The 20,989-nt window shown below is 32.5% G+C and carries 22 protein-coding genes and 5 tRNA genes; 12 read left to right on the top strand and 15 right to left on the bottom strand.

Going from position 1 to position 20,989, the window contains the following annotated elements:
• Positions 1-208: 208 nt before the first annotated feature.
• The 5 genes from E0Z07_RS17000 to E0Z07_RS16980 all read left to right on the top strand — a co-directional run bounded on the left by E0Z07_RS17000 (position 209) and on the right by E0Z07_RS16980 (position 3,856).
• Positions 209-694 (top strand): hypothetical protein, encoded by a 486-nt coding sequence (locus E0Z07_RS17000; RefSeq protein ID WP_006258421.1) that lies wholly within the window; start codon positions 209-211, stop codon positions 692-694.
• A 20-nt stretch (positions 695-714) separates the two neighbouring features.
• Positions 715-1,257 carry a HutD family protein gene (locus E0Z07_RS16995; RefSeq protein WP_006258420.1) on the top strand — a complete coding sequence of 181 codons (543 nt, stop codon included), beginning with the start codon at positions 715-717 and terminating at the stop codon, positions 1,255-1,257.
• 193 nt (positions 1,258-1,450) lie between these two features.
• On the top strand, positions 1,451-1,867 hold the full coding sequence (locus E0Z07_RS16990) for a hypothetical protein (RefSeq protein ID WP_006258419.1): 417 nt from the start codon (positions 1,451-1,453) through the stop codon (positions 1,865-1,867).
• 439 nt (positions 1,868-2,306) lie between these two features.
• Complete coding sequence (locus E0Z07_RS16985; RefSeq protein ID WP_006258418.1) at positions 2,307-3,314, top strand: HEAT repeat domain-containing protein; 1,008 nt, start codon at positions 2,307-2,309, stop codon at positions 3,312-3,314.
• A complete protein-coding gene (locus E0Z07_RS16980; RefSeq protein WP_006258417.1) occupies positions 3,314-3,856 on the top strand; it encodes an RNA 2'-phosphotransferase in 543 nt (180 codons plus the stop codon). Before E0Z07_RS16985 ends, E0Z07_RS16980 begins: the two co-directional genes overlap by 1 nt.
• Before the next feature lie 56 nt (positions 3,857-3,912).
• Here the strand turns inward: E0Z07_RS16980 and E0Z07_RS16975 are convergent, their stop codons facing one another.
• Positions 3,913-4,893, bottom strand: a complete 981-nt coding sequence (locus E0Z07_RS16975) for an IS30 family transposase (RefSeq protein ID WP_006258416.1) — start codon at positions 4,891-4,893, stop codon at positions 3,913-3,915.
• A 216-nt stretch (positions 4,894-5,109) separates the two neighbouring features.
• Here E0Z07_RS16975 and E0Z07_RS16970 point away from each other — a divergent pair, with 216 nt between their 5' ends.
• Positions 5,110-5,868: a DUF2314 domain-containing protein gene (locus E0Z07_RS16970; RefSeq protein ID WP_006258415.1), complete on the top strand. Its 759-nt coding sequence runs from the start codon at positions 5,110-5,112 to the stop codon at positions 5,866-5,868.
• 83 nt (positions 5,869-5,951) lie between these two features.
• Positions 5,952-6,497, top strand: coding sequence for a hypothetical protein (locus E0Z07_RS16965; RefSeq protein WP_006258414.1), 546 nt, complete (start codon positions 5,952-5,954; stop codon positions 6,495-6,497).
• A gap of 2 nt (positions 6,498-6,499) precedes the next feature.
• Here the strand turns inward: E0Z07_RS16965 and E0Z07_RS16960 are convergent, their stop codons facing one another.
• The 5 genes from E0Z07_RS16960 to E0Z07_RS16940 all read right to left on the bottom strand — a co-directional run bounded on the left by E0Z07_RS16960 (position 6,500) and on the right by E0Z07_RS16940 (position 9,911).
• A complete protein-coding gene (locus tag E0Z07_RS16960; RefSeq protein WP_006258413.1) occupies positions 6,500-7,000 on the bottom strand; it encodes a ClbS/DfsB family four-helix bundle protein in 501 nt (166 codons plus the stop codon).
• Positions 7,001-7,006: 6 nt separating this feature from the next.
• Complete coding sequence (locus E0Z07_RS16955) at positions 7,007-7,552, bottom strand: STM3941 family protein (protein WP_006258412.1); 546 nt, start codon at positions 7,550-7,552, stop codon at positions 7,007-7,009.
• 4 nt (positions 7,553-7,556) lie between these two features.
• Positions 7,557-8,684, bottom strand: a complete 1,128-nt coding sequence (locus tag E0Z07_RS16950; protein ID WP_006258411.1) for a GNAT family N-acetyltransferase — start codon at positions 8,682-8,684, stop codon at positions 7,557-7,559.
• A gap of 76 nt (positions 8,685-8,760) precedes the next feature.
• On the bottom strand, positions 8,761-9,294 hold the full coding sequence (locus E0Z07_RS16945) for a GNAT family N-acetyltransferase (RefSeq protein ID WP_006258410.1): 534 nt from the start codon (positions 9,292-9,294) through the stop codon (positions 8,761-8,763).
• Between the two features lie 8 nt (positions 9,295-9,302).
• A complete protein-coding gene (locus tag E0Z07_RS16940) occupies positions 9,303-9,911 on the bottom strand; it encodes a class I SAM-dependent methyltransferase (protein ID WP_039851783.1) in 609 nt (202 codons plus the stop codon).
• A 773-nt stretch (positions 9,912-10,684) separates the two neighbouring features.
• Between E0Z07_RS16940 and E0Z07_RS16935 the strand changes: the two genes are divergently transcribed.
• The 3 genes from E0Z07_RS16935 to E0Z07_RS16925 all read left to right on the top strand — a co-directional run bounded on the left by E0Z07_RS16935 (position 10,685) and on the right by E0Z07_RS16925 (position 10,965).
• Positions 10,685-10,768 (top strand) — tRNA-Ser (locus E0Z07_RS16935).
• Positions 10,769-10,778: 10 nt separating this feature from the next.
• Positions 10,779-10,853: transfer RNA gene (locus E0Z07_RS16930), tRNA-Pro, on the top strand.
• A 37-nt stretch (positions 10,854-10,890) separates the two neighbouring features.
• Positions 10,891-10,965: transfer RNA gene (locus E0Z07_RS16925), tRNA-Pro, on the top strand.
• A 129-nt stretch (positions 10,966-11,094) separates the two neighbouring features.
• Here the strand turns inward: E0Z07_RS16925 and E0Z07_RS16920 are convergent.
• The 6 genes from E0Z07_RS16920 to E0Z07_RS16895 all read right to left on the bottom strand — a co-directional run bounded on the left by E0Z07_RS16920 (position 11,095) and on the right by E0Z07_RS16895 (position 16,307).
• Positions 11,095-12,081 carry an ISAon1 family transposase gene (locus tag E0Z07_RS16920; protein ID WP_016361635.1) on the bottom strand — a complete coding sequence of 329 codons (987 nt, stop codon included), beginning with the start codon at positions 12,079-12,081 and terminating at the stop codon, positions 11,095-11,097.
• The gene (locus tag E0Z07_RS16915) at positions 12,068-12,421 is read right to left on the bottom strand and encodes an ISAon1 family transposase N-terminal region protein (RefSeq protein ID WP_006262421.1); all 354 of its coding nucleotides are present in this window, start codon (positions 12,419-12,421) and stop codon (positions 12,068-12,070) included. The genes E0Z07_RS16920 and E0Z07_RS16915 overlap by 14 nt, the downstream gene beginning before the upstream one ends.
• Positions 12,422-12,542: 121 nt before the next feature.
• Positions 12,543-13,433: a two-component regulator propeller domain-containing protein gene (locus E0Z07_RS18365; protein ID WP_006258406.1), complete on the bottom strand. Its 891-nt coding sequence runs from the start codon at positions 13,431-13,433 to the stop codon at positions 12,543-12,545.
• Between the two features lie 253 nt (positions 13,434-13,686).
• The gene (locus E0Z07_RS18360; protein WP_006258405.1) at positions 13,687-14,007 is read right to left on the bottom strand and encodes a hypothetical protein; all 321 of its coding nucleotides are present in this window, start codon (positions 14,005-14,007) and stop codon (positions 13,687-13,689) included.
• Between the two features lie 367 nt (positions 14,008-14,374).
• Positions 14,375-15,364, bottom strand: a complete 990-nt coding sequence (locus tag E0Z07_RS16900; protein WP_131541036.1) for an ornithine cyclodeaminase family protein — start codon at positions 15,362-15,364, stop codon at positions 14,375-14,377.
• Between the two features lie 298 nt (positions 15,365-15,662).
• A complete protein-coding gene (locus E0Z07_RS16895) occupies positions 15,663-16,307 on the bottom strand; it encodes a response regulator (RefSeq protein ID WP_006258401.1) in 645 nt (214 codons plus the stop codon).
• A gap of 151 nt (positions 16,308-16,458) precedes the next feature.
• On the opposite strand from E0Z07_RS16895, the gene E0Z07_RS16890 reads away from it, so the two are divergent.
• The gene (locus E0Z07_RS16890) at positions 16,459-16,683 is read left to right on the top strand and encodes a hypothetical protein (protein ID WP_073145156.1); all 225 of its coding nucleotides are present in this window, start codon (positions 16,459-16,461) and stop codon (positions 16,681-16,683) included.
• Positions 16,684-16,812: 129 nt separating this feature from the next.
• Here the strand turns inward: E0Z07_RS16890 and E0Z07_RS16885 are convergent, their stop codons facing one another.
• Positions 16,813-18,864, bottom strand: a complete 2,052-nt coding sequence (locus E0Z07_RS16885; protein ID WP_131541035.1) for a tetratricopeptide repeat-containing sensor histidine kinase — start codon at positions 18,862-18,864, stop codon at positions 16,813-16,815.
• Positions 18,865-19,737: 873 nt separating this feature from the next.
• Between E0Z07_RS16885 and E0Z07_RS16880 the strand changes: the two genes are divergently transcribed.
• Positions 19,738-20,217 (top strand): GNAT family N-acetyltransferase, encoded by a 480-nt coding sequence (locus E0Z07_RS16880; protein ID WP_131541034.1) that lies wholly within the window; start codon positions 19,738-19,740, stop codon positions 20,215-20,217.
• Between the two features lie 39 nt (positions 20,218-20,256).
• Here E0Z07_RS16880 and E0Z07_RS16875 read toward each other — a convergent pair.
• Both E0Z07_RS16875 and E0Z07_RS16870 read right to left on the bottom strand, forming a co-directional pair.
• Positions 20,257-20,330 (bottom strand) — tRNA-Arg (locus tag E0Z07_RS16875).
• 83 nt (positions 20,331-20,413) lie between these two features.
• Positions 20,414-20,487: transfer RNA gene (locus tag E0Z07_RS16870), tRNA-Arg, on the bottom strand.
• Positions 20,488-20,989: the final 502 nt, after the last annotated feature.

Below are 20,989 nucleotides of genomic sequence, written 5' to 3'. Positions count from 1 at the left end.
TAAAAATTCGATATGTTTTAGTTATAGAACTAAATATAGAAAATAGTTTTTTATTGACAATAAAGGGCAGTGTGTTAAAGTCTAACAATGATAGTAATTACAATATATTTAAAGATTTGAATTATATATGATATGGTATAAAAGTTAAATTGACGTTTTATTGCAATAAAAGAAGAGATAGAGAGTTATTTTAGATAAAATCTATATTATGAACAGAAGTATATTGATGTTATTATTAGGGACTATTCTGTTAGGTAGTTGTAACACAGCTAAGAAAGAAAGTACAGAGAATGAAATAGAATTAAGTGATACAGATAAACAACAGGAGGTAAAATATGAGTTGGCTAAGGGATATTTTGTAAAAAATACAGTGGAGAATGATAAAGTAGAAAGTCTTCGTATTACTTCACAAGATCACTTTGAGTCTTATTTTGGTACTGCAACTACAATGGGAGAGCAGGGAGTACCAACGTCTATTGATTTTAAAAGATCATTTGTCTTAGCTTTAGTAGGTCAGCCTACAGATAAAGATACTTCTTTTGAAATAAAGGAATTAGTAGCGAAAGGAGATGTGTTAGAGTTGTCTTATACAATTAAACAAAGTCAAGAAAATAGAAGCTTTACAATACATCCATGTGTTATCTTAGTGGTGGATAAAACGAATGAGAAAGATGTTCGTTTTATAGCAGAATAAAGAGTAAACTATTTCTACGCATGACAATAGAATTAATAAAAAAAGAAGAGATCATAACTAGTGTTTGGTCAGGAGGTAAGACAAATGAGTATGTGATATATCCTCGAGATACTCAATATGTAGATAAGGATTTTATATTTAGAATAAGCAGCGCTACTATAGAAGCAGTTCCTTCTGAGTTTACCCGTTTTAATGGATATAGGAGATATCTATCTATGCTAGAAGGGGATTTAAAGCTATATAGACAAGGGAAAGAGGAATATTATACTACCCATACTCTTTTCTCTTTTGGTTCTGAAGAAGACATTACCTCTTATTCCTTAGGTAAAGATTTTAATCTAATGTTACATCAATCTATAAAGGATGAAGTAGTACAAATTAGCTCTGATGGGGTGAATACTAATGCTGTGTACCTATTTATATTTGCATTAGTAGATAGTATCGCAGTGGTTAATGATGTGTGTTATTCAATGCAACAATATGATTGTTTATTAATCATTAATGAAGAGTCTGATGATATATCTCTTACTTTAGATCAGAAAGCTATTATAGGATATTGGTAAATATAGAGTACTAAAATAATAGATTAATATTTGTGTAATATTAATATTATATAGGATAAAGGTTAAAAAGTTTGATTTGTTTCTTTATTAGTGTGATTTTAATAATTTAGTTATAATTACTTAAGATTTGGATTACAATACAGTGTATTATATATAGTAACTTGGATTAAGATAACATTAAACTGAGTTGTATATGGAAATGTCTTATATCATAGTGCCTTTAGTGGACTGTAATGAGAATGCTTTTAATCAAGAATTGAGTAAGTTATTTCCTTTTAGTAATATTGTTAGTGTGGTATGCCATCAGAAACAATTCCTAGTTGTATATAGAGATATCGATACTCTAGTCAATGGGGCAAAGGAAGTAAAAGAAGTATTCGCGTATGACAATGGGATAGAGTCCTTCAGTAGAAGACATCCCTATCTAGATATAGCTGTTTTGCAAGTATTAGGAGAAGAAAAGAATTGTTTTTATGATGGATTTATCATGAAAAACAAGAAGAAAATAAAAGAACACAGTGGGATGCACAATGCTTATATCCCGATACTTCAGTATTTCATGCCTGATTATGATGGGAGTGATTTAAGTATCTTTTCAAGTAATTTTTAAAATAGTTATTATATAGTATTATCGTTTAAGATACCTTTTTATAGCGATATAATTATGTGGTTAAATTCACTTTCTTTGTAGTAGGAAAAAGAAAATTATGAATGTACAGATAGAGAGAATAAAAGATAAGCTTAGTATGATTAAGGATTTTGATCAGTAATATCAAGTTTTTGGAGCAAGTTCACATCAATATGGAATAGGAGAAGTAGTACGTCACACAGATATAAAACACTTTGAACAAGAGTATAATGTAGAGTTGCCAGAGGCTTAAGTCGCTTTTCTTACTCAGGTAGGAAATGGAACTAATCAAGAAGATGCTTATGGGAGTAGTGCTGCAGGACCTTATTATGGTATATATCCTTTAGGGACCAATCTAATCGATGTATTTGTAGAGGATATTAAGAAGTCTATAGCACAAGCCTGTATTTTAGATCCTAAAATGACCAAGGAGGAATGGGAAGCATTAACTTTTGCTTTACAAGAAGACGATTTGTCTGATGAGGACTACTACGAGATTCAGAACAAGTTGTTTAGTGGTTTATTAGCCATCGGTACTCAAGGATGTGCTATCACGACCTGCCTTGTGATGAATGGGGAGCATCGCGGAAGAATAGTATATATAAATGAAGATTATCAACCAAGCTTCGCTTATGAAGCGCACTTCCTAGACTGGTATGAGCGATGGTTAGATGAGATTATATCAGGAGAATTAGTAAGTAAAGACGCTGGATGGTTTGGATATGCTAGAGGTGGAAGCAGTGAAGCGCTATGGGAGTCATTTAAGACCATTGAAGATAAAGAGGAGAAATTAGAATATCTAGTTGGTCTAATGCGAAAGAAAGAGATTAGTGAAGCTATTCTTCAAGAGATAGAATATGTTCTTTCTGAGGAGTGTGACGATGATATAAGGAGTTCTCTTACGATGATTTTGGCAAAAGTAGCGTTTACAAGAGCGATTCCTTTTATTAAAGAACTAATAGGTCAAAACCTTCTTGTCTCTTTAAAAACAATACATTGGTATGCAGAGGATAAGGCGTATTGGCTGCCGTTCATTACTCCATTAAGCGATACCATCGATGAGGAGGAGACTTTTCGTTTTTATACCTATGTCGTGTCAAAAGCAACGGATGATTATGGTGATTATATATTAGTAGGACTTCAATCTGCTAATCAGGCTATACGTGCAACAGCTATCTATACGCTAGGAGAAGCCAAGAACAAGAAGAACTATCTAAATCAGTTTATCAAATGTTTATATGACGATGATGAGAGAGTTGTTTTATATGCTTTACAAGGGTTAAAGGAAGTAAATGATGAGAGATTGTTGGCGTGCTATAAAGTGGTATATAAGAAGTATAAGGATAGTGAAGAAGAAAATTATATTATAGTGAACTTAGAGCATAGACTTAAAGAGTTAGGACTAAGTTTGGAAGAATTAGAAAGATAATGGACGAGAATAGAAAGAAAAGTATAGGTAAATTTTTAAGTCTAGTGCTTAGGCATGAACCAGGTAAAATAGGAATACAATTAGATGAGAATGGATGGGCTGATGTAGAGGAGTTAATCAGTAAATGTAGTAAACAGAGAGTATCGTTTACCAAGAAAGAGCTTGACGAAATCGTAGAGACTAACAATAAGAAGAGATATGGATATAGTACTGATGGTACTAAGATAAGAGCTAATCAAGGACACTCTATAGCTGTTGACTTAGAGTTCGCTCCTCAAGAGCCACCACAGTTTTTATATCATGGTACAGCAGATCGTTTCTTGAATAGCATAGAGGAAGAGGGGATTAAGAAGATGAGTAGACAACATGTACATTTAAGCCAAGATAAAGAGACTGCTATCATTGTGGGTTCTCGTCATGGTAGAGTAGTAGTGCTGACTATCTTAGCGCATAAGATGTATGAAGAGGGAATAGCATTTTACCAATCTGCTAATGGGGTATGGCTAACGGATTATATCGATCCGAAGTATATCTCTAAATAAAGTGCATTAAAATTGTGTTAATGCAGGGCTATACTTGTTTTGATTACTTGGTGGATTCAAGTATTAAATGCAACAGTAACCATTAGGTTTAATTTTTCTGTAAAAATTTCGTTAGGCGATTTAAAACCAAATCTCTTTCTTGGTCTGTTGTTTAAAATATTTACAGCCTTGTCAATTGCTGCTTGTGTAATTAAATCGAAATTAGTCATTTTAGGGAAATATTGTCTTACTAATCCATTTAAATTTTCATTAGCTCCTCTTTCCCAACTGTGATAAGGCTTTGCGAAGTAGTAATCAAGCTCTAGAGTGTTAGCTATATTTTGATGGTTTGCAAACTCTTTTCCGTTATCAGAAGTCATAGTATGAAGTAACGGTTTGAAGTCTTTTAAGAGTTCTATAATTTTAGCTTCTACAACGTGAGCTTCCTTTGATTCTATCTTTCCCATCCATAAAACCCCTGTAGCTCTATCGTTTATAGTAAGCAGTGCTCCACGATGATTTTTCCCTATTACTAAATCTATTTCAAGATCATCTATTCTATATTTATCATCAACTATACTAGGTCTTTTTTCAATATCTACTCTATTACTTATCAAGCCTCTACTGTCTTTGCATGTACCTCTTTTTCTATATTTTTTACCTTTAGTTCTAAGATGCTTATAAAGCTTTCCTCCTTGTTTTTTGTTCTGCCAAATGAATTGATAAATACATTCAACAGAGACTATTTCTTTTGCTTCAATTTTACTTCTACCTACTATTTGTTCTGGACTATAATCTTGATTAAGATAGTCTATAATAGTTGTTTTTACGTTTTCAGTTAAGCGTATTCTCTTGCGTTTTTCTTTGTGTCGTTGAGCTGTCTTTCTTTGTCCAAGATTAGCTTTATAAACACCATTTCTTTCGTCTGAATTGCGCTTAAGCTCTCTGCTAACAACAGACTTGTCTTTGCCTATATAACAAGCAATTTCAGTAAGTGATTTACCTGCCTTTTTATATGCTTCTATTTTATATCTTTGTTCTAACGTTAAATGTGACATCTTTTTGGGTGTGTAGGAACCTCAAAAGTAGATGTTTTTTTTCGCCAACGGCGGAGAACATTTGCTCCATGGAGCAAATGTTCTCCGCCGTTTTTTAAATGCTGTTGCATTTATTAGTTGAATCTAAGCTTGAATATGTAAAAGAGATAAGTATTTTTGCACAGTAGGTTATTAGAGTTTAAGTAGTCTATTTGATTAAAATATAAAACACTTATTATGGAAAAAGAGAACCCGATTTTTTATGCAAAAGGAGATGACCCTATCTTAATAGAGGCATATAAGAAAGCTCAAGATACCTTCAAATACTTTTGGAGAGAGTTGTCTTGGGAATATAGAAGAATAGTACCTGCTTTTGATATGGCAAGTGTTAAAGTGGCTTTTACACAAGAGGTAGAAGGTGAAGAAGAGCCTGTAGTAGAGCATATGTGGATAGGTGATGTAGACTTCGATGGAGATATTATCTATGGAGAGCTATTAAATCAGCCTAATATGCTTACGAATATAGAAGAAGGAGAGCAAATAGGAGTAACTCTTGATCAAATCAGTGATTGGATGTTTATTAGTCAAGGTAAAGCTTTTGGAGGTTTTACTGTGCAGGTTATGCGTTCTGTGATGACTGAAGAAGAGAGAGCAGAGCACGATGCTGCTTGGGGATTAGAGTTCGGAGATTTTAATGATGTGGTTTATGTTTATGAACAAAAAGAACATCCTGAGAACCTTATAGAACACCCTATGAGTAAGAATATGAAAGAGAGTTTAGAGAAATTCTTAGATGAGAACCCTGATGAGGTAACGAATAAGGATGAGGCTGGATACACGTTCTTACACAAAGAGGTTATCTCAGGTAACCTTACAAGTGTTGAGGTATTATTAGCAAAAGGAGCTAATAAGAACGAACCAAATAGTGAAGGTAAAACTCCAATAGACTATGCTAAACAGTTAAACTGGGAACATATCATCCCTGTATTAGAATAATCAGTTTTTAAATAAAAGTAAGAAAGCTCTAGTAAATAATACTAGGGCTTTTTTTATATATTTGGATATCTACAAGAGTAAGAATGACACATAAAGAACTTTATCAGATCGTATTAGAAACAGATATACACGTTAAGAGTCGTGTAGACACTTTAGCAGTTATTGGTGGTGATGAGGAGGTATTAAAGTTCTTGCTGAAATATAGCTTCGAATACGATGATGCTATCCATGTGATGTCTACTGTATTGCTACAAGATATTCTAGATAGGGATATATTGCGTTTAGAGCCTTATTTAGACACTTTTATAGATAATGTAGAGTTCATTACTAATGAATCAAGTAAACGCCTAATAAGTCGTATATGTTGGTTGATAGCCAAAAGTAAAAAGCTAGTCTGTACTTCTGTTCAAGAAAAAAAACTAGTAGATGTCTCTCTACTGTGGCTGTCTAATGATTCTAAAGTAGCCTCAGAAGCTTTTGCGATGGATATTTTGATGTTATTAGGACAGCAGTATAAAGAGGATCTGAAGCTAATTAGCGAGGTGATAGAGCTGAATTATCCTAAGCGAACAGCTGCTTATCAGAATAAAGTGAAGAAGTTTATGAGTTTTCGCAATGCTTTAGAGTAGTATTATTTAATACCATTTTTCTTCAGGAACTTTAATGCCCAGTCATAATGGCTAGAAGTAGCAGATACAAGATAGGCTCCTAATGAGGTGCTTCCTGTCCAATGATATCTTTTCTTCTCGAATAATTCTTCGTTACTATGCTGTTGAATGATTTGAAGTACAGCGTTATGAGATTCTTTAATCTTTTGAATACTGTCTAGTACAGCTATATTCTGATACTTCTGATTAATAGCAATATTTAATTCAGGAGTAGTCTTCCAGGTATACCCCTCAGCAGGCATAATTGGCTTATTTCCTGACATACCTACTTGATACCAAGACATAAACATATTGTGCCATTCGTACAGGTGCATAAGTACATCTCTCACATTTTTGTTGAGACTCTCTTCTGTAAAATTGTCGTTTAAACGTTGGTTGTCTAAAGATTCAATCGTAGACATAAGTTTATTAAACAAATCATCAGACAGTGTTATTAATTCTGTTTTATTAGTAGGTCTTGCCATGGTAGTTTATTTAAGCGTATTCTTATCTAGTTGTTGTTGAATAGCAATCGCCAATTCTACATCTGATACGTTAAGCATATTGGTATTAATGAATATAGAAGTACCATGTGTTTTTAAGTTAGCCTGCATTGATTTCTTCTTGATCATATTCTTTTGTCTGGTGATATATTCTTCAGGATTTTTCACATAGATCAATACAAACTTCTGACTCTGCATTTTATAGAGTTCAACAGACGTAATATCCTGCCAAGGAATTAACCCATTGACAACAGCAGTGGCATTCTCAAGTACCCCTTGTTCATTAATGACAATGCCTGGTTTATTACTAAATAATTTACTAATAAACATTATGGAAGCATATCCAAAGAATACTATAGCCAATACAGCTATAGCATAAGTCAGTTCTATAGAACCTAAGAAATACCTTCCCTTGTGATATAAACAGTTATAGAATACAAGTACTCCTGCTGCTACAAGTAATAAAGCTCCGATGAGGTACAAGAAAAATTTGCCTTTGCTAATCGAATAAGTAATTGGTAGTGAGGTATCCATGAGGTTATAACGTTAAAATGAATTGTTGCATCTCTCTCATTCTGTTTTTTAGAGGACTTGGCTCTATAATAAAGTCATACGCATGGATAAAACCAAATTTATTAGGAATGTTTATACTTGCCTCATTACCTTTCTCTACTGCATAAAGTATAGATGAGGTATTGATCTCTGACTTGGTTATCTCTATCAGTTTTTTAGTAACCTCTGTACCATATCCTTTCCCTTGTTTAGAGGCTTTAATCCAAAGACCTATTTCAACAGATTCTTCATTGATATCGCTTAATCCACAGCTTCCGATAAACTCATTGGTTTCTTTGTCTAATAGCACTAATACTAAGGCTGTACCATTGGTTATTTCGATGCGCGAGCGTCTGATGTATTCTTTTAGTAAAGGTTGATTACCATTAGCGTCAAAGCTTAAGAATCTCGTGATTTCAGGTGTTAGATTAGTTAAAAAGTCTTCGAGATAGGTATCTTCTACGATAACGTATTTTAGGTGTTCACTAGTCCACGTCTTATCAAGAGAAATGATATTTCTCTGTTGATCCTTCACCATTTTAACTACAGTGAGTATGTCGTATATCAGCCCTTGTTCTATGTCATCACGTGCTACTAATTGTTCTAAGACGGGCTGATAAGCACATAAGACCTCTTTTGTATAATACCACGCATAGTCAAAGACTTTTTGCATATCTGTAGCAGCCCATATCATAGCATCCTGCTCCCTTGTTTCGAATTCAGGCCATAAGAAAGAAGATTGGGTACTATATAGCTCTTGGATAGGAGGGATGTTATCAAATTCGTTGCTGTCTCTAAAAAGCTCCCATTGAAAGCCTATTGCCTTAGCAACTTTTAGGATAACGCGTAATAACATGTCTTGATTATAAGGCGTTTCTTTAAATAACTGAAATAAGCGTATCAATACAATAGGAGTAGTGGTAATCACTCCACCTTTGTGTTCTATATTATTCGCTAAAGAAAAAAGAGCATATCTACTATCTCTGATATCACTGCTGATGGCTTGATCTAGCAACGGTGGCAAGTCATCTGCACGTCCGTTATAGTGTACTAAAAATTCCCAAGGAATGGTATTAAAGTCAATCTGTTCTAATTCTGTTATTTTATAACGCATAATCTATATTGTATTCAATTATTGAAAAAAAGTTCAAAAAACACTGTGCTCTTTGAACTTTTTAATTTCTTATTTATTACTTCTTTTTATTGTCCTTGCGGTACTGAAGCATATTAAGTATCTTCTCTTCACTGATGTTTCTCACGAAATCACTATGGTAAACATAACCTAATTTCTCAGCTATTTTAATACTTCCATGGTTATTCTTCTCTACGTTATAGATTAGATAGTCCACTGTAAGGTTTTCGTTTACATAAGTTTCTAATGCAGTGATAAGTTCTTGTCCGTATCCTTTGCCAAAAGCAGATTCTTTTAACCAGATACCAAGAGAGATAGACTCTTCATTCACATCGTGTATACCACAACATCCGATAAACTCTTTTGTCTCTTTATCTACTGCTACTAAAGTGATATCAGTACCTTGGTCTAATACACCTAAGCTATAATCAATAAAACCCTGTGTGTCTTCGATTTTACCTGTTGGTATAAAAGGTAAAAACTTAGCTACTGTAGGTGTTAACTCACGAAAAATATCTTCTTTAAAGCTATCGTTTACTACTAGGTAAGATAGTCTATCAGAAGAAAATTGGATATCTCTACTAAATCCCATATTTGTTATTATTTATTCTTTTTAAAATGGCAGTACACAAAGTTCTGCTTGGTGTCAAATGGTGTAATATGATCTTCATAAAAGCTGTCTTTTAGTGTAAAAGACTCTTTAAAAAGTTCGTTCAAATCTTCTGCGTTGTATTGGATAATCTCTAATCCACTACACTTCAGAGGTCCTTGTTTAGAGAACGTAGCGATAATAAGATTTTCTTTTACTGCCTTAGTAACTAACTGTGTATAAGCTTGTGTTTCTTCAACTGTCAAAAAGTGAAATACCGCACGGTCATGCCACACATCGTATTGCTCAGTAGGGGTAAAGGTAGTGATATTACTTTCTATCCACTTTACTTGATGAGCCTTGTTACCTAATCTCTTCTTCGCACGTTCTAGTGCTTCTCCAGAGATGTCTAACACTGTGATATTCGTATATCCTTCTTCTAGTAAGTAATCAACTAAATTACTATCTCCACCACCAATATCGATAATCTTAGCGTCTTTAGAGATATTACTATTCTCTATTAAACGAAGTGAATTAATCGGTTTTACTTGTGTCCAACTTACCTGATCTGGTGTTTTAGTTTTATATACACCTTCCCAATGTTCTTTTATATTCTCCATGGCATCTAAAATAGTAAATAACAAAAGTAGTAATTCCTTAATCAAGAAGGAAAACGTATTTAATAAAAAGTACTTTATAGTCAATCAAAAGTCAATAACTCAAACTAAACTTAATTATGAAGCCTAAGACAAACTAGGTATAGGACAACACAGCTAATAGGGCTCTCCATGTAAGTGGAATGTCGGTATGGTGATGGTAGGTTAATGTATAGCTAGATGAGAGAATTTATATCTGATGTATTAGAGTAAAAACAAAAAAAGTCAGATAAGAGACTTACCTGACTTCAAATGATTAATTGAATTAGTTAGCGTGTATAGTTTTTATATTTATTAAATATGATCTATACTTAGATGTTCAATCGCAATTACTAATATCATAAAGATAGTAGTGGTGAACTGAACACTCTGATAACAAATATACAATTTATTTTCATTATTTATTGCATAGAGGTTATTTAGATTCGTTATTGTTAGACTGATGAAGTACTATGAGATTTATGATAAATGAAGAATATAAGGTGAGAGTTGATGGGAGTAAAGAGAGTTGAACACTAGAAAAGAGTTCTATTTTAAAGAATGATGTAATCTAACTGATTGTTTATTTAAAAATATTTAAAAAATATTTTTAAAGTACTTTGCTCATTTATAATTAAATATGATTTTGGTTGAAGGAAAAGATAGAAATACTAACTTTTTTATATTCTCGAAATTTGCAGAACTCAAAAACTCGTAGTATGTTTGCACCGCATTAGAGAAGTAATGATCTAAGCAACGGAGAGGTGCCGGAGTGGTAACGGAGCAGATTGCTAATCTGTCATCGGGTAACCGATGCCAGGGTTCGAGTCCCTGTCTCTCCGCTAAGTTTTTCGGGGTGTAGCGTAGCCCGGTCATCGCGCCTGCTTTGGGAGCAGGAGGTCGCAGGTTCGAATCCTGCCACCCCGACGAAATAACTTAGCTTAAAAATATTAGATGACCCAATCGGGGTGTAGCGTAGCCCGGTCATCGCGCCTGCTTTGGGAGCAGGAGGTCGCAGGTTCGAATCCTGCCACCCCGACTTATAGAGTGTTAAATTACTCGTAAATCCGTAAATATCAATTATTTACGGATTTTTTGTTTTTTATATATATCAAAGTAATCCATAATAAATCAATCTAAATGTGGATCAGTGACAAAAGTTGGGGGACTAGGCAAAAAGTCTAGTTAATCTAAAAAGGAAAAACTTCTTATCTCTAACACCTCTATACATCATACGGAAGTATTTAATTTTGGCATTAAATGATTCCGCAGAAGCATTTGTACTTCTATTAATAAAGTAATTGATAATTTCGTTATAGTGTACATTAAACGTCTTTAAAACAGTACTAAAGTGTTTGAGTGAAGCTTTTTCAATATCATTAAACCAATGAGCTAGCTTAGTCATAGCTATTTCTTTATTTATTTGTAGATTATATATCTGTCTAAGGTTATTAGCAAGTAGATAGGCTTGTTTAATCTCTGGGTATAATTCAAATAGTATCTTAGCTCTTTCTTGTTGGTCAGATGTCCAATTAATTTGGTTTTTATAAAGTAGAGAACGTGAACGAACTAAAAGTTGCTTCTTAGTATCTCCATTACTAAGTATTTCAGGATTATATATAATGCCTTCTTCCTTAGCCTTTAAAACAGCAGTGTTCTCAGCGTCAAGCTCAGCCCATCTATATTTTATTCTAATATCTTGTACAGCTTCACTTACAAGCTTTTGTACATGAAAACGATCAATTACTTGCACAGCTTTAGGGAAGCACTTCTTAGCTATCTGTTTCATAGCCCCTGCCATATCTAAAGTAATCTCGGTAACTTTATCTCTAAGTTTTTTAGGTAGTTTAGATAGATGCTTTATTACAGTATCTGATTTTGTTCCTTTAACTATCGCTACAATGGTCTTTTTCTGACCTTTACCTGCTTTAGAAGTCAGTATAGTGTACAATTCTCCCATAGATAAACATACTTCATCTATGGAGAGTTGTTCAGTTATATTTTCTGGGTAGAGTAGCCAGTCTTGTGCATGTTCTTGTTGATCCCATTGTTTGAAACCACTAGTTTTATGTTTGTATTGGCGTTGAAACTTTTCACCTTTAACTCCAAATAATTCACCAATAGCCTTACAGCTAAGTACTTTAGTATCGGCCAATTTTTTTTAAGAACTCCGAAAACTCTGTAGTCATTCGTGTTCCTTCTGCGATGATATTCCAATCACGTGATATAATTTCTCCTGTTTGTTTATCTGTCCAACGACGACGTTGTACGTGTAGTTTAACTGATTTACCTCGTAACGGGAAGTCTTCAATAGTAATCATACTATGGAAACCTTTAGAAATAAGCTGTCTTTCAGTACATTGATTTGCGTAATCATTCTTCTCTTCAAAGTAGATATGTAGTTTGGTCTCTAATTCTTCTACTTTAGTAATATTGAAGTGTTCTACTAAGTAAGTAGGTAAGATTAGTTTTAGTATTTCTTGGCTATCCATCATAGCACAAAGATATTATTTTACACTTTCCTCCCCAACTTTTAACGTTGATCCGCAAAAAGTCTAGTTAATCTAAAAAGAAAAAACTTCTTATCCCTAACACCTCTATAATCACTAGTAAAAATTATCTTTTTTCTAATTTAACAAGGCCTTGGTCAGTAGCTAAATATAGATTATAGTTTTTATCAAAAGCCATATCTGTAATTTTAGAGGTAGGGAGCATTGAGTTTTTGCTGTGATAATTCTCCCAAGTGTCTTTCTTTAAATCATACCTAATAAGCCCTGCATTAAAAGTGGCAATCCATAAGATATCATCTTCTTTATCATAGAGGGTATTTGTCAAATCTTTATTAGTAGTAAGTCCAGAGTTTTCTAAAGTAAACTCAGTATAGCTTCCGTTTGTATGATATATGATGAAATCCATATATATTTCTTCTTCCTTTTTGGCTTCAAAATCATATAAAGATAGAAAGAGATTTCCTTGGTTATCTTCAGTCATATCAGTAATGGTTTTCTTTTTTATGATAGCAGGAAAAGAATCAGAAGGAATTGGTTTATTGTGCTTATCCATTATAATAGTTCCACTAGAGGAACCAATCCAAAGCCTGTTATTTGAATCTCTTTGTGTAAAGTATATATTAGTTGAAGGAAGTTCTTTTACTTTTTTTTGATTTATAAAATTCCATTTTTGATTCTTATAAATAGCAACCCCTTCAGGTGAGCTGACAAAAATTTCTTTAGAAACAGGATTATTACTCATTGTTATAACGTATGTTTCTTTGGATAGACCAGTATTGTGCTTTTGCCATTTATGCTCTTGTATAGAATATATTTGTTCATTGCCATATAACCAAACTATATTATCCGCATCAATTAAAATTTGTGAGTACCCAGACTCATTATCATTAAAAGGATCACTATATTGAATTTCTTTAAATTCTTGTCCATTAAAAGTTAATAGCTCAAAATAGGATATTAACCAAACCAATCCAGAATTGTCTACAGCAACTCCCATGATGTCATTATCTAACAGATTAGAGTTTTTAGTATCCCAAACTGATATGGTGTAATTAGATAGATTTTCATTTTTGTATTGGTAGGTTTTGTTTAAGATTTCTGGATCAGTAGGGTAATCAAAAGATTTTTCAAATTCAGTAAAATCTACTCTAACAATCTTACCAGATATAGTATTGTTTTGAATTTCAAAGACAACGTTTATAGAAGTCTTTAGTTCTATTTTACCATCTGTTATAGAAGGAGTCCACTTTTTAAACTTGTTTAGTTTTTTTAATTATTTTTTTTGTCACTGTACTATTTGATTCATCTGTGTGACTTATAACACAACCAGTTTTATTAGGAGCTACTAAAACCTGAAATCCTATTCTTCCAGTAAGCTTATTAAGATCTAACTCTTTGTTTAGCTCTTGTTCAAGTTTCGTAAAAGCTTTTTGATCATACCCCGCTAATGTATCACCACAGTCAAGGCAGAATCTATCTATTTTACAGTTTTCTACTTTTACCGGGTACAAATACTGTCCATATGTATTAATTCCAATTAGGAGTAAAGAGAATAATAGTATTTTTTTCATTGTTGATTAGTCGTTTTTTGTGTAAATAAGAATACCTTATATTTACTCGCAAATCTAGTAAATATAAGGTATGAAGAAAATCTTTCTTAAAAGAACCTAATAGTTATTTAAGTAACTTCTAAAGCTTCTTTGAGATGACCTAAGGTTTGTTTACAATAGAATTATGGTAGATGGCATTCGCAAAAGAGATTTTTCTAAGTTATGGGTGGAATGTCGCCAGATGAAGCCAAAATGCAATTGAAAAAACGCCTTATCGATATTGATAAGACGTCTTTTATACACTTGTTTAAGATGAACTAAGTATTGAAAAAAACACTTAGTTATATACTTATAATTAGATAATTTAAATTCTAGAAAGAAATCTTTCTTACATTTCTATAGAAGTACCTAAGTTTTCTCTACAAGCCTTGTCATAGGCATATTTAGCGGTAATTAAATCTTGGATTGCGATACCAACATTTTTAAAGACTGTTATCTCAGAGTCACTTGTTCTTCCTTGAATTTTATCTAGAATTAAATCTCCAATTTCTCCTTTATAATTCTCCTCTGGTAATAATGCTTTTTGTAGCGGCACAAGGATATCAGCAGTTGAAGAAAAACAAGAATCTTTGTGATCTACAAACAAAGAACTATTCATAAAGATATCTTCAGGTAACTCATGCATAGTTGGGCTATAGGATCCAGCCGCGTTGATATGTACTCCTTTTTTGAGATGAGAAGTTTTAAATAAAGGCGTTGCAGAAGGGGTAACTGTACAAATAATATCTACATTAGCAAGTACCTCTAAATCATCTGCAGCTATAATCTCTACATCAGATTTGTCTTTGTAGTATTCGATGAATGTTTGAACGGACTTACTGTTCTTAGAACTACCAAATAGATATGCTTTTTTAATAGGCCTTTCTGCACATACAGCTTCGAATTGTGTATACGCTTGTGCTCCAGCTCCAAAAAGTGCCATTATAGAAGAGTCTTTTCTAGCTAAGTAACGAGTTGCTACACCAGAAGCACCTCCTGTTCTTAAGGCAGTAAGATGAGAACCATCCACTATTGCTTGAGTAAGGTTGTTTTCTGAATCAATTAATATAACTAGCTCTTGTATAGCAGGGTGACCATTCACACCACCTTGTTTGCGTATGCTTAAAAGTTTAACACCTACTGTATTGATATTGGAAATTAACGATGGTTTAAAAAAGATATCTAGATAGTCATTGCCCAGACCTGTTATTACTCGCTCAGGCATTTCAGCTGTATTATTAGATAGTTCAACATAAGCATCCACAACCGTTTCTATTGCTTCTTCTATAGAAACCAATTGTTTTATGTCTTCTGAGTTTAATACTTTTATGGTATTCATACTTTATGTTTTTTGTTTTAAAAAAATAGGTTATAAAGACTTCTCTTATTAAAAGTTCTTTATAAAATGAGTTTTATTGTTTTATAGAAAACAGAATGCTTTCTATGTATGATCGAGGTTTCAATTTATAAAAACCAGAAAGGATAACCAAATTTTTTTATTTGACAGTTTTCTTTAGAGTTAATTAAAAGGGGAGCTGTCTGAGTTTTACAGAAGCTTATATGTTAACCTAACAAAAAGGAACCACTTTATGGTGATTCCTATTTTATTTAAAAGATTGGTGTTGATAATTAGAAGGTTATATAAAACCTTGCTTTTTGGCTTCTCTTAGTAGACCACTATTTTCTGTTACATTAAAGACCTCTTTTAATAACCCGATATTGCGTTGTACAGAGCTTAGGCTTTTATGGATTAATGCTGGTATTTCTTGAACCTTATACCCCTTATCTAATAACATTAAGATTTGGATGTTGTCTTCTTGTAGTAAGACAGCGCGCTGATTCATAGATATTAGAGCTTGTTGTGCCTTATTAGATCTGTAGATATCTCCTTTTATGGTATTTTCTATAGCTAGAATGAGTTCATCTGTATTTACATCTGATTTTATTAATAAGGCGTGAGGTCTTACTTTTTTATGAATATTATAAACAATCGTAATCTCCTCGTGTGCAGTAATCACTAATATTTTTATCCCATCATATTTCTCAGCTAAGAACTTAGCTAAGTCTATTCCATTCTCTATATCATTATAGGGCTTACCTATATTGTAATCTAGTAATAAAAAGTCTACTTTTTCTATGCTATCTACCAGCGTTATGGCATCTTCTATATTAGTAGCTTCATAGAAGACAGGAGCCTCATATTTGCTTTGGATAATAGCTTTATAGCCATTGATAATCATCGGGTGATCATCTATGATAAGGAATTTGTAAGATAGCTTCATTTATAAAAATTAACATTTTTGAAGTTTTTCAAGTCATTAGATTAAAAAACTCAGTTGTATTTTTGAAAGGATGTAAAAAAGGAGTGTGGTATGGTACACTGCTTGTCATATAAAGTAAAAGTATAGAAGAAGAATAACAAAAGAAAATAATATGAACAAAAAAATTATTTATGCTTGTGCTGCTATCTTGAGTTTAACAGTTTACTCATGTAGTGTTGATCCTTTAGAGAAAGAAAGTAAACCTCTAAATGCTTCAGATTCATTTAAAGGAGGGGAGTTCAGTACAGTAAGAGATTCTATCCAGACAAGATCATTCGGACAAGAAATGGAAAGTGCTGATAATATTGATAAGGCTATTGATAAAGGAAAGAAATAGTATATACATCTGAATTAGTTAGTCTAAAAGATTAAAGATGTCATAGATTTATTCCATCTGTATATACGATGTCATCGAATTTATTTCGATTTTTTTTTAAGAGAGGTTATCCATGTGATAACCTCTTTTTTAATGAGGTATATTGATGATAATTACAGTTCCTTGAGTTGTCGAATTGACTTCTAGGGAGGCGTGGAGCTGTTTCGCTCTATTGCTGATGTTTTTGAGTCCATTGCTATTTTTAACTTTAGAATAGTTAAACCCTATTCCGTCATCTGTGATGGTTATTCTATCACTAGTCTCTGTTTTAAAGATAGAGATAATACAGTTTTTAGCATGAGAGTGTTTGATGACATTTTGTATCGCCTCTTGCAGTATTCTATAGATATTTATTTTATCATCATAGCTAACCTTGTCCCATTTATAGTTTTTGGATATGATAAGCTGAAACTTCTGTTGGTTGGTACTGTTTTGGACCACTAGTTTGGAGATGATTTCAGAGAACCCTTGTTGAATAAACTCATGATTTTTGAGGTCATGGGAGATTAGTCTGATTTGATTCTGTACTTTTTCTATTTCATTAAGTATGGGAAGGTTGTCTTTAGAATTGCCTAAACTTAAACGAATGATGAATAGAGAGTTAATGATCCCATCATGTAGCTCCTGACTAATCCTCTCTCGCTCTTTAGTCAAGACATCTTGAGACAACTGTTCCTGCTCTAGTAGTAGCTTGAATATAAGTTCTTTATTTTCTTGATCTTGTTTTAAGAAGGTGTACTTTTTGATTTTATTTCTATATAGAATAATGAATAAGAGAATAATCGCCAATAGTACAATAATAATAGAAGTTATCAGTAGTTGGGAATTCTCCTTTTTTAGGTTGACGATATTCTTTTCTAATTTTTCGCTTTCGTATTTAATTCTCGCAAATTTGTTTCTCTTACTGATTTGTAATTTATTGATACTATCATTAAAAGCATAATATAGACTAATGTATTTGGTAGCGTCTTGTTTGTCTGTTAAACTAAGTGCTTTTAAGCTTTTTAATACAGTGTTGTTGGATTGAGTTTGGCTAGAAAGTACATAAGCATTCTTATAGTACTCTATCGCTTGAAGGGTGTCTTTCTTTTTTAAGAACAATTCACCTAATCTAAAATTGTTGGCAGTTAAACTCTGTTTATAAGGAGTTTCTAAACTTATTGCAATTGATTCTTTTAGAAGTTTTTCAGATTCCGTTAATTTATTTATGCTTAAATATAATGTTCCTAAATTTGTTAATGTAATAGTATAAAGTTCGTGTTTAAAATTATATTCTAGTAATATATCGTAAGCATACTTTAAATATGTTTCAGCGTTTAGAAATGCTTGTTGATTAAGATAAAGATTACCAATGTTATTATAACAGAATGCTTTAGATATTTGTAAATCGTCTAATGTTATAAGATTTTTCTTATAAAGATCTTCTAAGATATGGATAGCCTCTGAGTAATAGAGAAGTGCTTCGTTAGGCTGTTGATTTAGATCTAAAATATTCCCTAGGTTTAAATAGATTTCATACAGAAGTCTACTTTTAGGTTTTTTGTCTAAGATTTCTAATGCTTCTAATGCTTTGTTTTCAGCTTCAGTATATAATCCTTCCCTAAATAAGACTATAGATTTGTATTGTTGCATTTTAGCAACATTAGTACTCATATTTATATTGTTATACACTTGTTCTGCTCTATCAAAATAGGTATAGGCACTATCAAATTGCATTTTATAATCGTAGTAATCTCCGATATACCATAATGATTTAGCTACTACTAGGGAGTCATTGTTCTTAGTTGCTATTTTATTGATTTCCTTAGAATATCTAAAGTATTGATCATATAGCTCTAGGTTATAAGCCTTAGAAGCAATATCGATCAGTTGTGAGCTTTTGGGATTTATGCTTTTAGTGATTGTAAATAAAGAGTCTAATGTGTGCTGATTTTCTATTAGTGATTTATCATTGGATTCGATATTATCTAATACTTTTTGATTGCTAAGGTGATTTGTTTTAACTGCTGTTTTTTGACAACCAAACATGCTTATAATTACCAGGCTACACAAGATGTATTTTGCATAGTGTCTTACAGATATTCGCTTACAGTATTGGGTAAGAGTGTCAAGTAATGCTAATAAGGAAGAGGCAGAATACATGGTTAGAATTTTAAAAAGATTTAGATTTGACTAGTACGATGAAGGCAACTCTAGTTGTAGTAAAAGTAGAATAAAAATATGTACATCACAACTATGAAGTAGGATACAGAAGGTATTAGATGGAGGATTGACTAAAACTTGTTTATCTACTGAAACTGTATAGTGAAAATGGAGTAAAGGAATTGAGTTAAGATGTCGGATTCTAGTTCTTAATACGTTGTTATTGAGTTTGAAAGGTTCCTGTAATTAGTGTTTTATTAACATTTTTAAAGTTTTAAACTTATACTTTCTTAAAGTATGGCTGACGATAGAAGGTATAAGCGAGAACACCACTATATTTGTACCTGTAAATGCTAAGCAAATATTCGAAGTTAGAAAAGCGTTATGAGAATTACTATATAACATGAAGAATGATACAATGTTTAGTAGTTTATTTTATTGACTGTTTGACCAATTGTTGTTTCCATATACAAGGGCAGATAAGAATAAGTAACTAACTATATTGTATACTATAAAGTCACTAAAAGACGAAGATGGTAATTGTGGGGACAAATATTGAAATAGATTGTATGGTATACTATTTTAATATAACCATCTAAGTCTACTACCTAATATAGGGAGTGACTTTATTTTTCTTCATCGATGAAAAGTATACTTTGTATCTTTTTAATTATGATAGCCCCTAAGGCTATATTCTTTACTTATTTACTACAGGAGACATCTGATTATACTTCGTAATTAATAGTATATTTGTCTCTAGTCTAAGGTTCCTCTTAAACAGAAAACTACAGTTGTAATATTTAGAGTCAACTATACACAAAGTGTTTGGTTGAGGGGGATCTTGGTTTAATATAGAGAACAAAATATCACAATATGTTTTTAGAAGAATTATATCCGCAATATAAGATTGAGTTAATTGAGGATAAACAAGTATTGCCTTATTCTTTACTATTATTAGCGGATGAGACCGTTCAGGCGATAGATAAGTATGTATTCGATAGTGATGTCTATGTCCTAAGAGAGGGAAGTCATGATTTAGCAGTTTTCTGTCTTTACCATATAGATCATGAGGTTGTAGAACTTAAGAATATAGCTGTGTCTGCTGAGCTTCAAGGCAAGGGGATAGGGAGTCTATTGATTAAAGAGGTTATTCGACTTGCAAGAGTAGGAGGGTATTGTCAGATCATAGTGGGTACAGCAGACTGTGGAGTAGATCAAATACGATTTTATGAACGTAATGGCTTTGTGAAGTATGATGTAAAGAAAGACTTCTTCATAGAGAATTATGATGAGCCTATTATAGAAAATGGTATTCAGCTCCGCGATATGGTTATGCTAAAAATGAGTATATAAATAAAAAGCCCTTGTTAGAAATAACAAGGGCTTTTTTAGTGATCCAATCAGGATTCGAACCTGAGACCTACTGCTTAGAAGGCAGTTGCTCTATCCAGCTGAGCTATTGGACCATTTAATCTTATGAAATAGATTAAAATTATCTATCTAAATTGATAGTTTAGGATAAAAACTCCTTAACTTAGAAGTGTTTTAGTGATCCAATCAGGATTCGAACCTGAGACCTACTGCTTAGAAGGCAGTTGCTCTATCCAGCTGAGCTATTGGACCATTTAATCTTTATAAAAGAGATTAAAATTTGTCAATTTTAGAAGGCGAATACCTTGGTTTTTTTGACGTGGCAAATATATTGCTTTTTATTTAAAAGTTCCAAGGTAAAATAGTACTTTTTTTTGTAAAAAAATCAATGGTTTGATATCAAGTGATTTATAATTGAAAAAAAATGTCGTTTTCTTTGATTTTTCTTGATTTTACAAGGGGTTTGAGGGATTTTTTTGTTTTAAGATTCATCGGTTTTCTCTAATTATCCTTTAGAGTTAGGTGTTTTCTTGGTTAGAATAGAATGAAGCATGTGCCATGTAAAGCAGTTGTTGTATCAGGTATTGAAGAAATTTTTTGTCAAAAAATAAAAATAGAATATAAAACTAGGACTAATGCTGTACAGTTATAGTAGGACGAGACAGGTTTCGTTCGATTTGAGTCCGTAGTGAGTCCGTAGTGAGTCCGTTATGAGTCCGTTAAAATAGGTATTAAAACGGAGTCAGTATTGAGT

Origin of the sequence: Myroides odoratimimus (assembly GCF_004337635.1) — a bacterium.
Taxonomy (GTDB): Bacteria; Bacteroidota; Bacteroidia; order Flavobacteriales; family Flavobacteriaceae; genus Flavobacterium; species Flavobacterium odoratimimum.
Note: the sequence above shows the minus strand (reverse complement) of the source record. Positions and strands in the feature narration are given on the sequence as shown.

Bases quoted from the DNA above. Each gene is read 5' to 3' on its own strand.
- E0Z07_RS17000 (WP_006258421.1), top strand. From the start codon at position 209: ATGAACAGAAGTATATTGATGTTATTATTAGGGACTATTCTGTTAGGT.
- E0Z07_RS16995 (WP_006258420.1), top strand. From the start codon at position 715: ATGACAATAGAATTAATAAAAAAAGAAGAGATCATAACTAGTGTTTGG.
- E0Z07_RS16990 (WP_006258419.1), top strand. From the start codon at position 1,451: ATGGAAATGTCTTATATCATAGTGCCTTTAGTGGACTGTAATGAGAAT.
- E0Z07_RS16985 (WP_006258418.1), top strand. From the start codon at position 2,307: ATGACCAAGGAGGAATGGGAAGCATTAACTTTTGCTTTACAAGAAGAC.
- E0Z07_RS16980 (WP_006258417.1), top strand. From the start codon at position 3,314: ATGGACGAGAATAGAAAGAAAAGTATAGGTAAATTTTTAAGTCTAGTG.
- E0Z07_RS16975 (WP_006258416.1), bottom strand. From the start codon at position 4,893: ATGTCACATTTAACGTTAGAACAAAGATATAAAATAGAAGCATATAAA.
- E0Z07_RS16970 (WP_006258415.1), top strand. From the start codon at position 5,110: ATGGAAAAAGAGAACCCGATTTTTTATGCAAAAGGAGATGACCCTATC.
- E0Z07_RS16965 (WP_006258414.1), top strand. From the start codon at position 5,952: ATGACACATAAAGAACTTTATCAGATCGTATTAGAAACAGATATACAC.
- E0Z07_RS16960 (WP_006258413.1), bottom strand. From the start codon at position 7,000: ATGGCAAGACCTACTAATAAAACAGAATTAATAACACTGTCTGATGAT.
- E0Z07_RS16955 (WP_006258412.1), bottom strand. From the start codon at position 7,552: ATGGATACCTCACTACCAATTACTTATTCGATTAGCAAAGGCAAATTT.
- E0Z07_RS16950 (WP_006258411.1), bottom strand. From the start codon at position 8,684: ATGCGTTATAAAATAACAGAATTAGAACAGATTGACTTTAATACCATT.
- E0Z07_RS16945 (WP_006258410.1), bottom strand. From the start codon at position 9,294: ATGGGATTTAGTAGAGATATCCAATTTTCTTCTGATAGACTATCTTAC.
- E0Z07_RS16940 (WP_039851783.1), bottom strand. From the start codon at position 9,911: ATGGAGAATATAAAAGAACATTGGGAAGGTGTATATAAAACTAAAACA.
- E0Z07_RS16915 (WP_006262421.1), bottom strand. From the start codon at position 12,421: ATGATGGATAGCCAAGAAATACTAAAACTAATCTTACCTACTTACTTA.
- E0Z07_RS18365 (WP_006258406.1), bottom strand. From the start codon at position 13,433: ATGGGAGTTGCTGTAGACAATTCTGGATTGGTTTGGTTAATATCCTAT.
- E0Z07_RS18360 (WP_006258405.1), bottom strand. From the start codon at position 14,007: ATGAAAAAAATACTATTATTCTCTTTACTCCTAATTGGAATTAATACA.
- E0Z07_RS16900 (WP_131541036.1), bottom strand. From the start codon at position 15,364: ATGAATACCATAAAAGTATTAAACTCAGAAGACATAAAACAATTGGTT.
- E0Z07_RS16895 (WP_006258401.1), bottom strand. From the start codon at position 16,307: ATGAAGCTATCTTACAAATTCCTTATCATAGATGATCACCCGATGATT.
- E0Z07_RS16890 (WP_073145156.1), top strand. From the start codon at position 16,459: ATGAACAAAAAAATTATTTATGCTTGTGCTGCTATCTTGAGTTTAACA.
- E0Z07_RS16885 (WP_131541035.1), bottom strand. From the start codon at position 18,864: ATGTATTCTGCCTCTTCCTTATTAGCATTACTTGACACTCTTACCCAA.
- E0Z07_RS16880 (WP_131541034.1), top strand. From the start codon at position 19,738: ATGTTTTTAGAAGAATTATATCCGCAATATAAGATTGAGTTAATTGAG.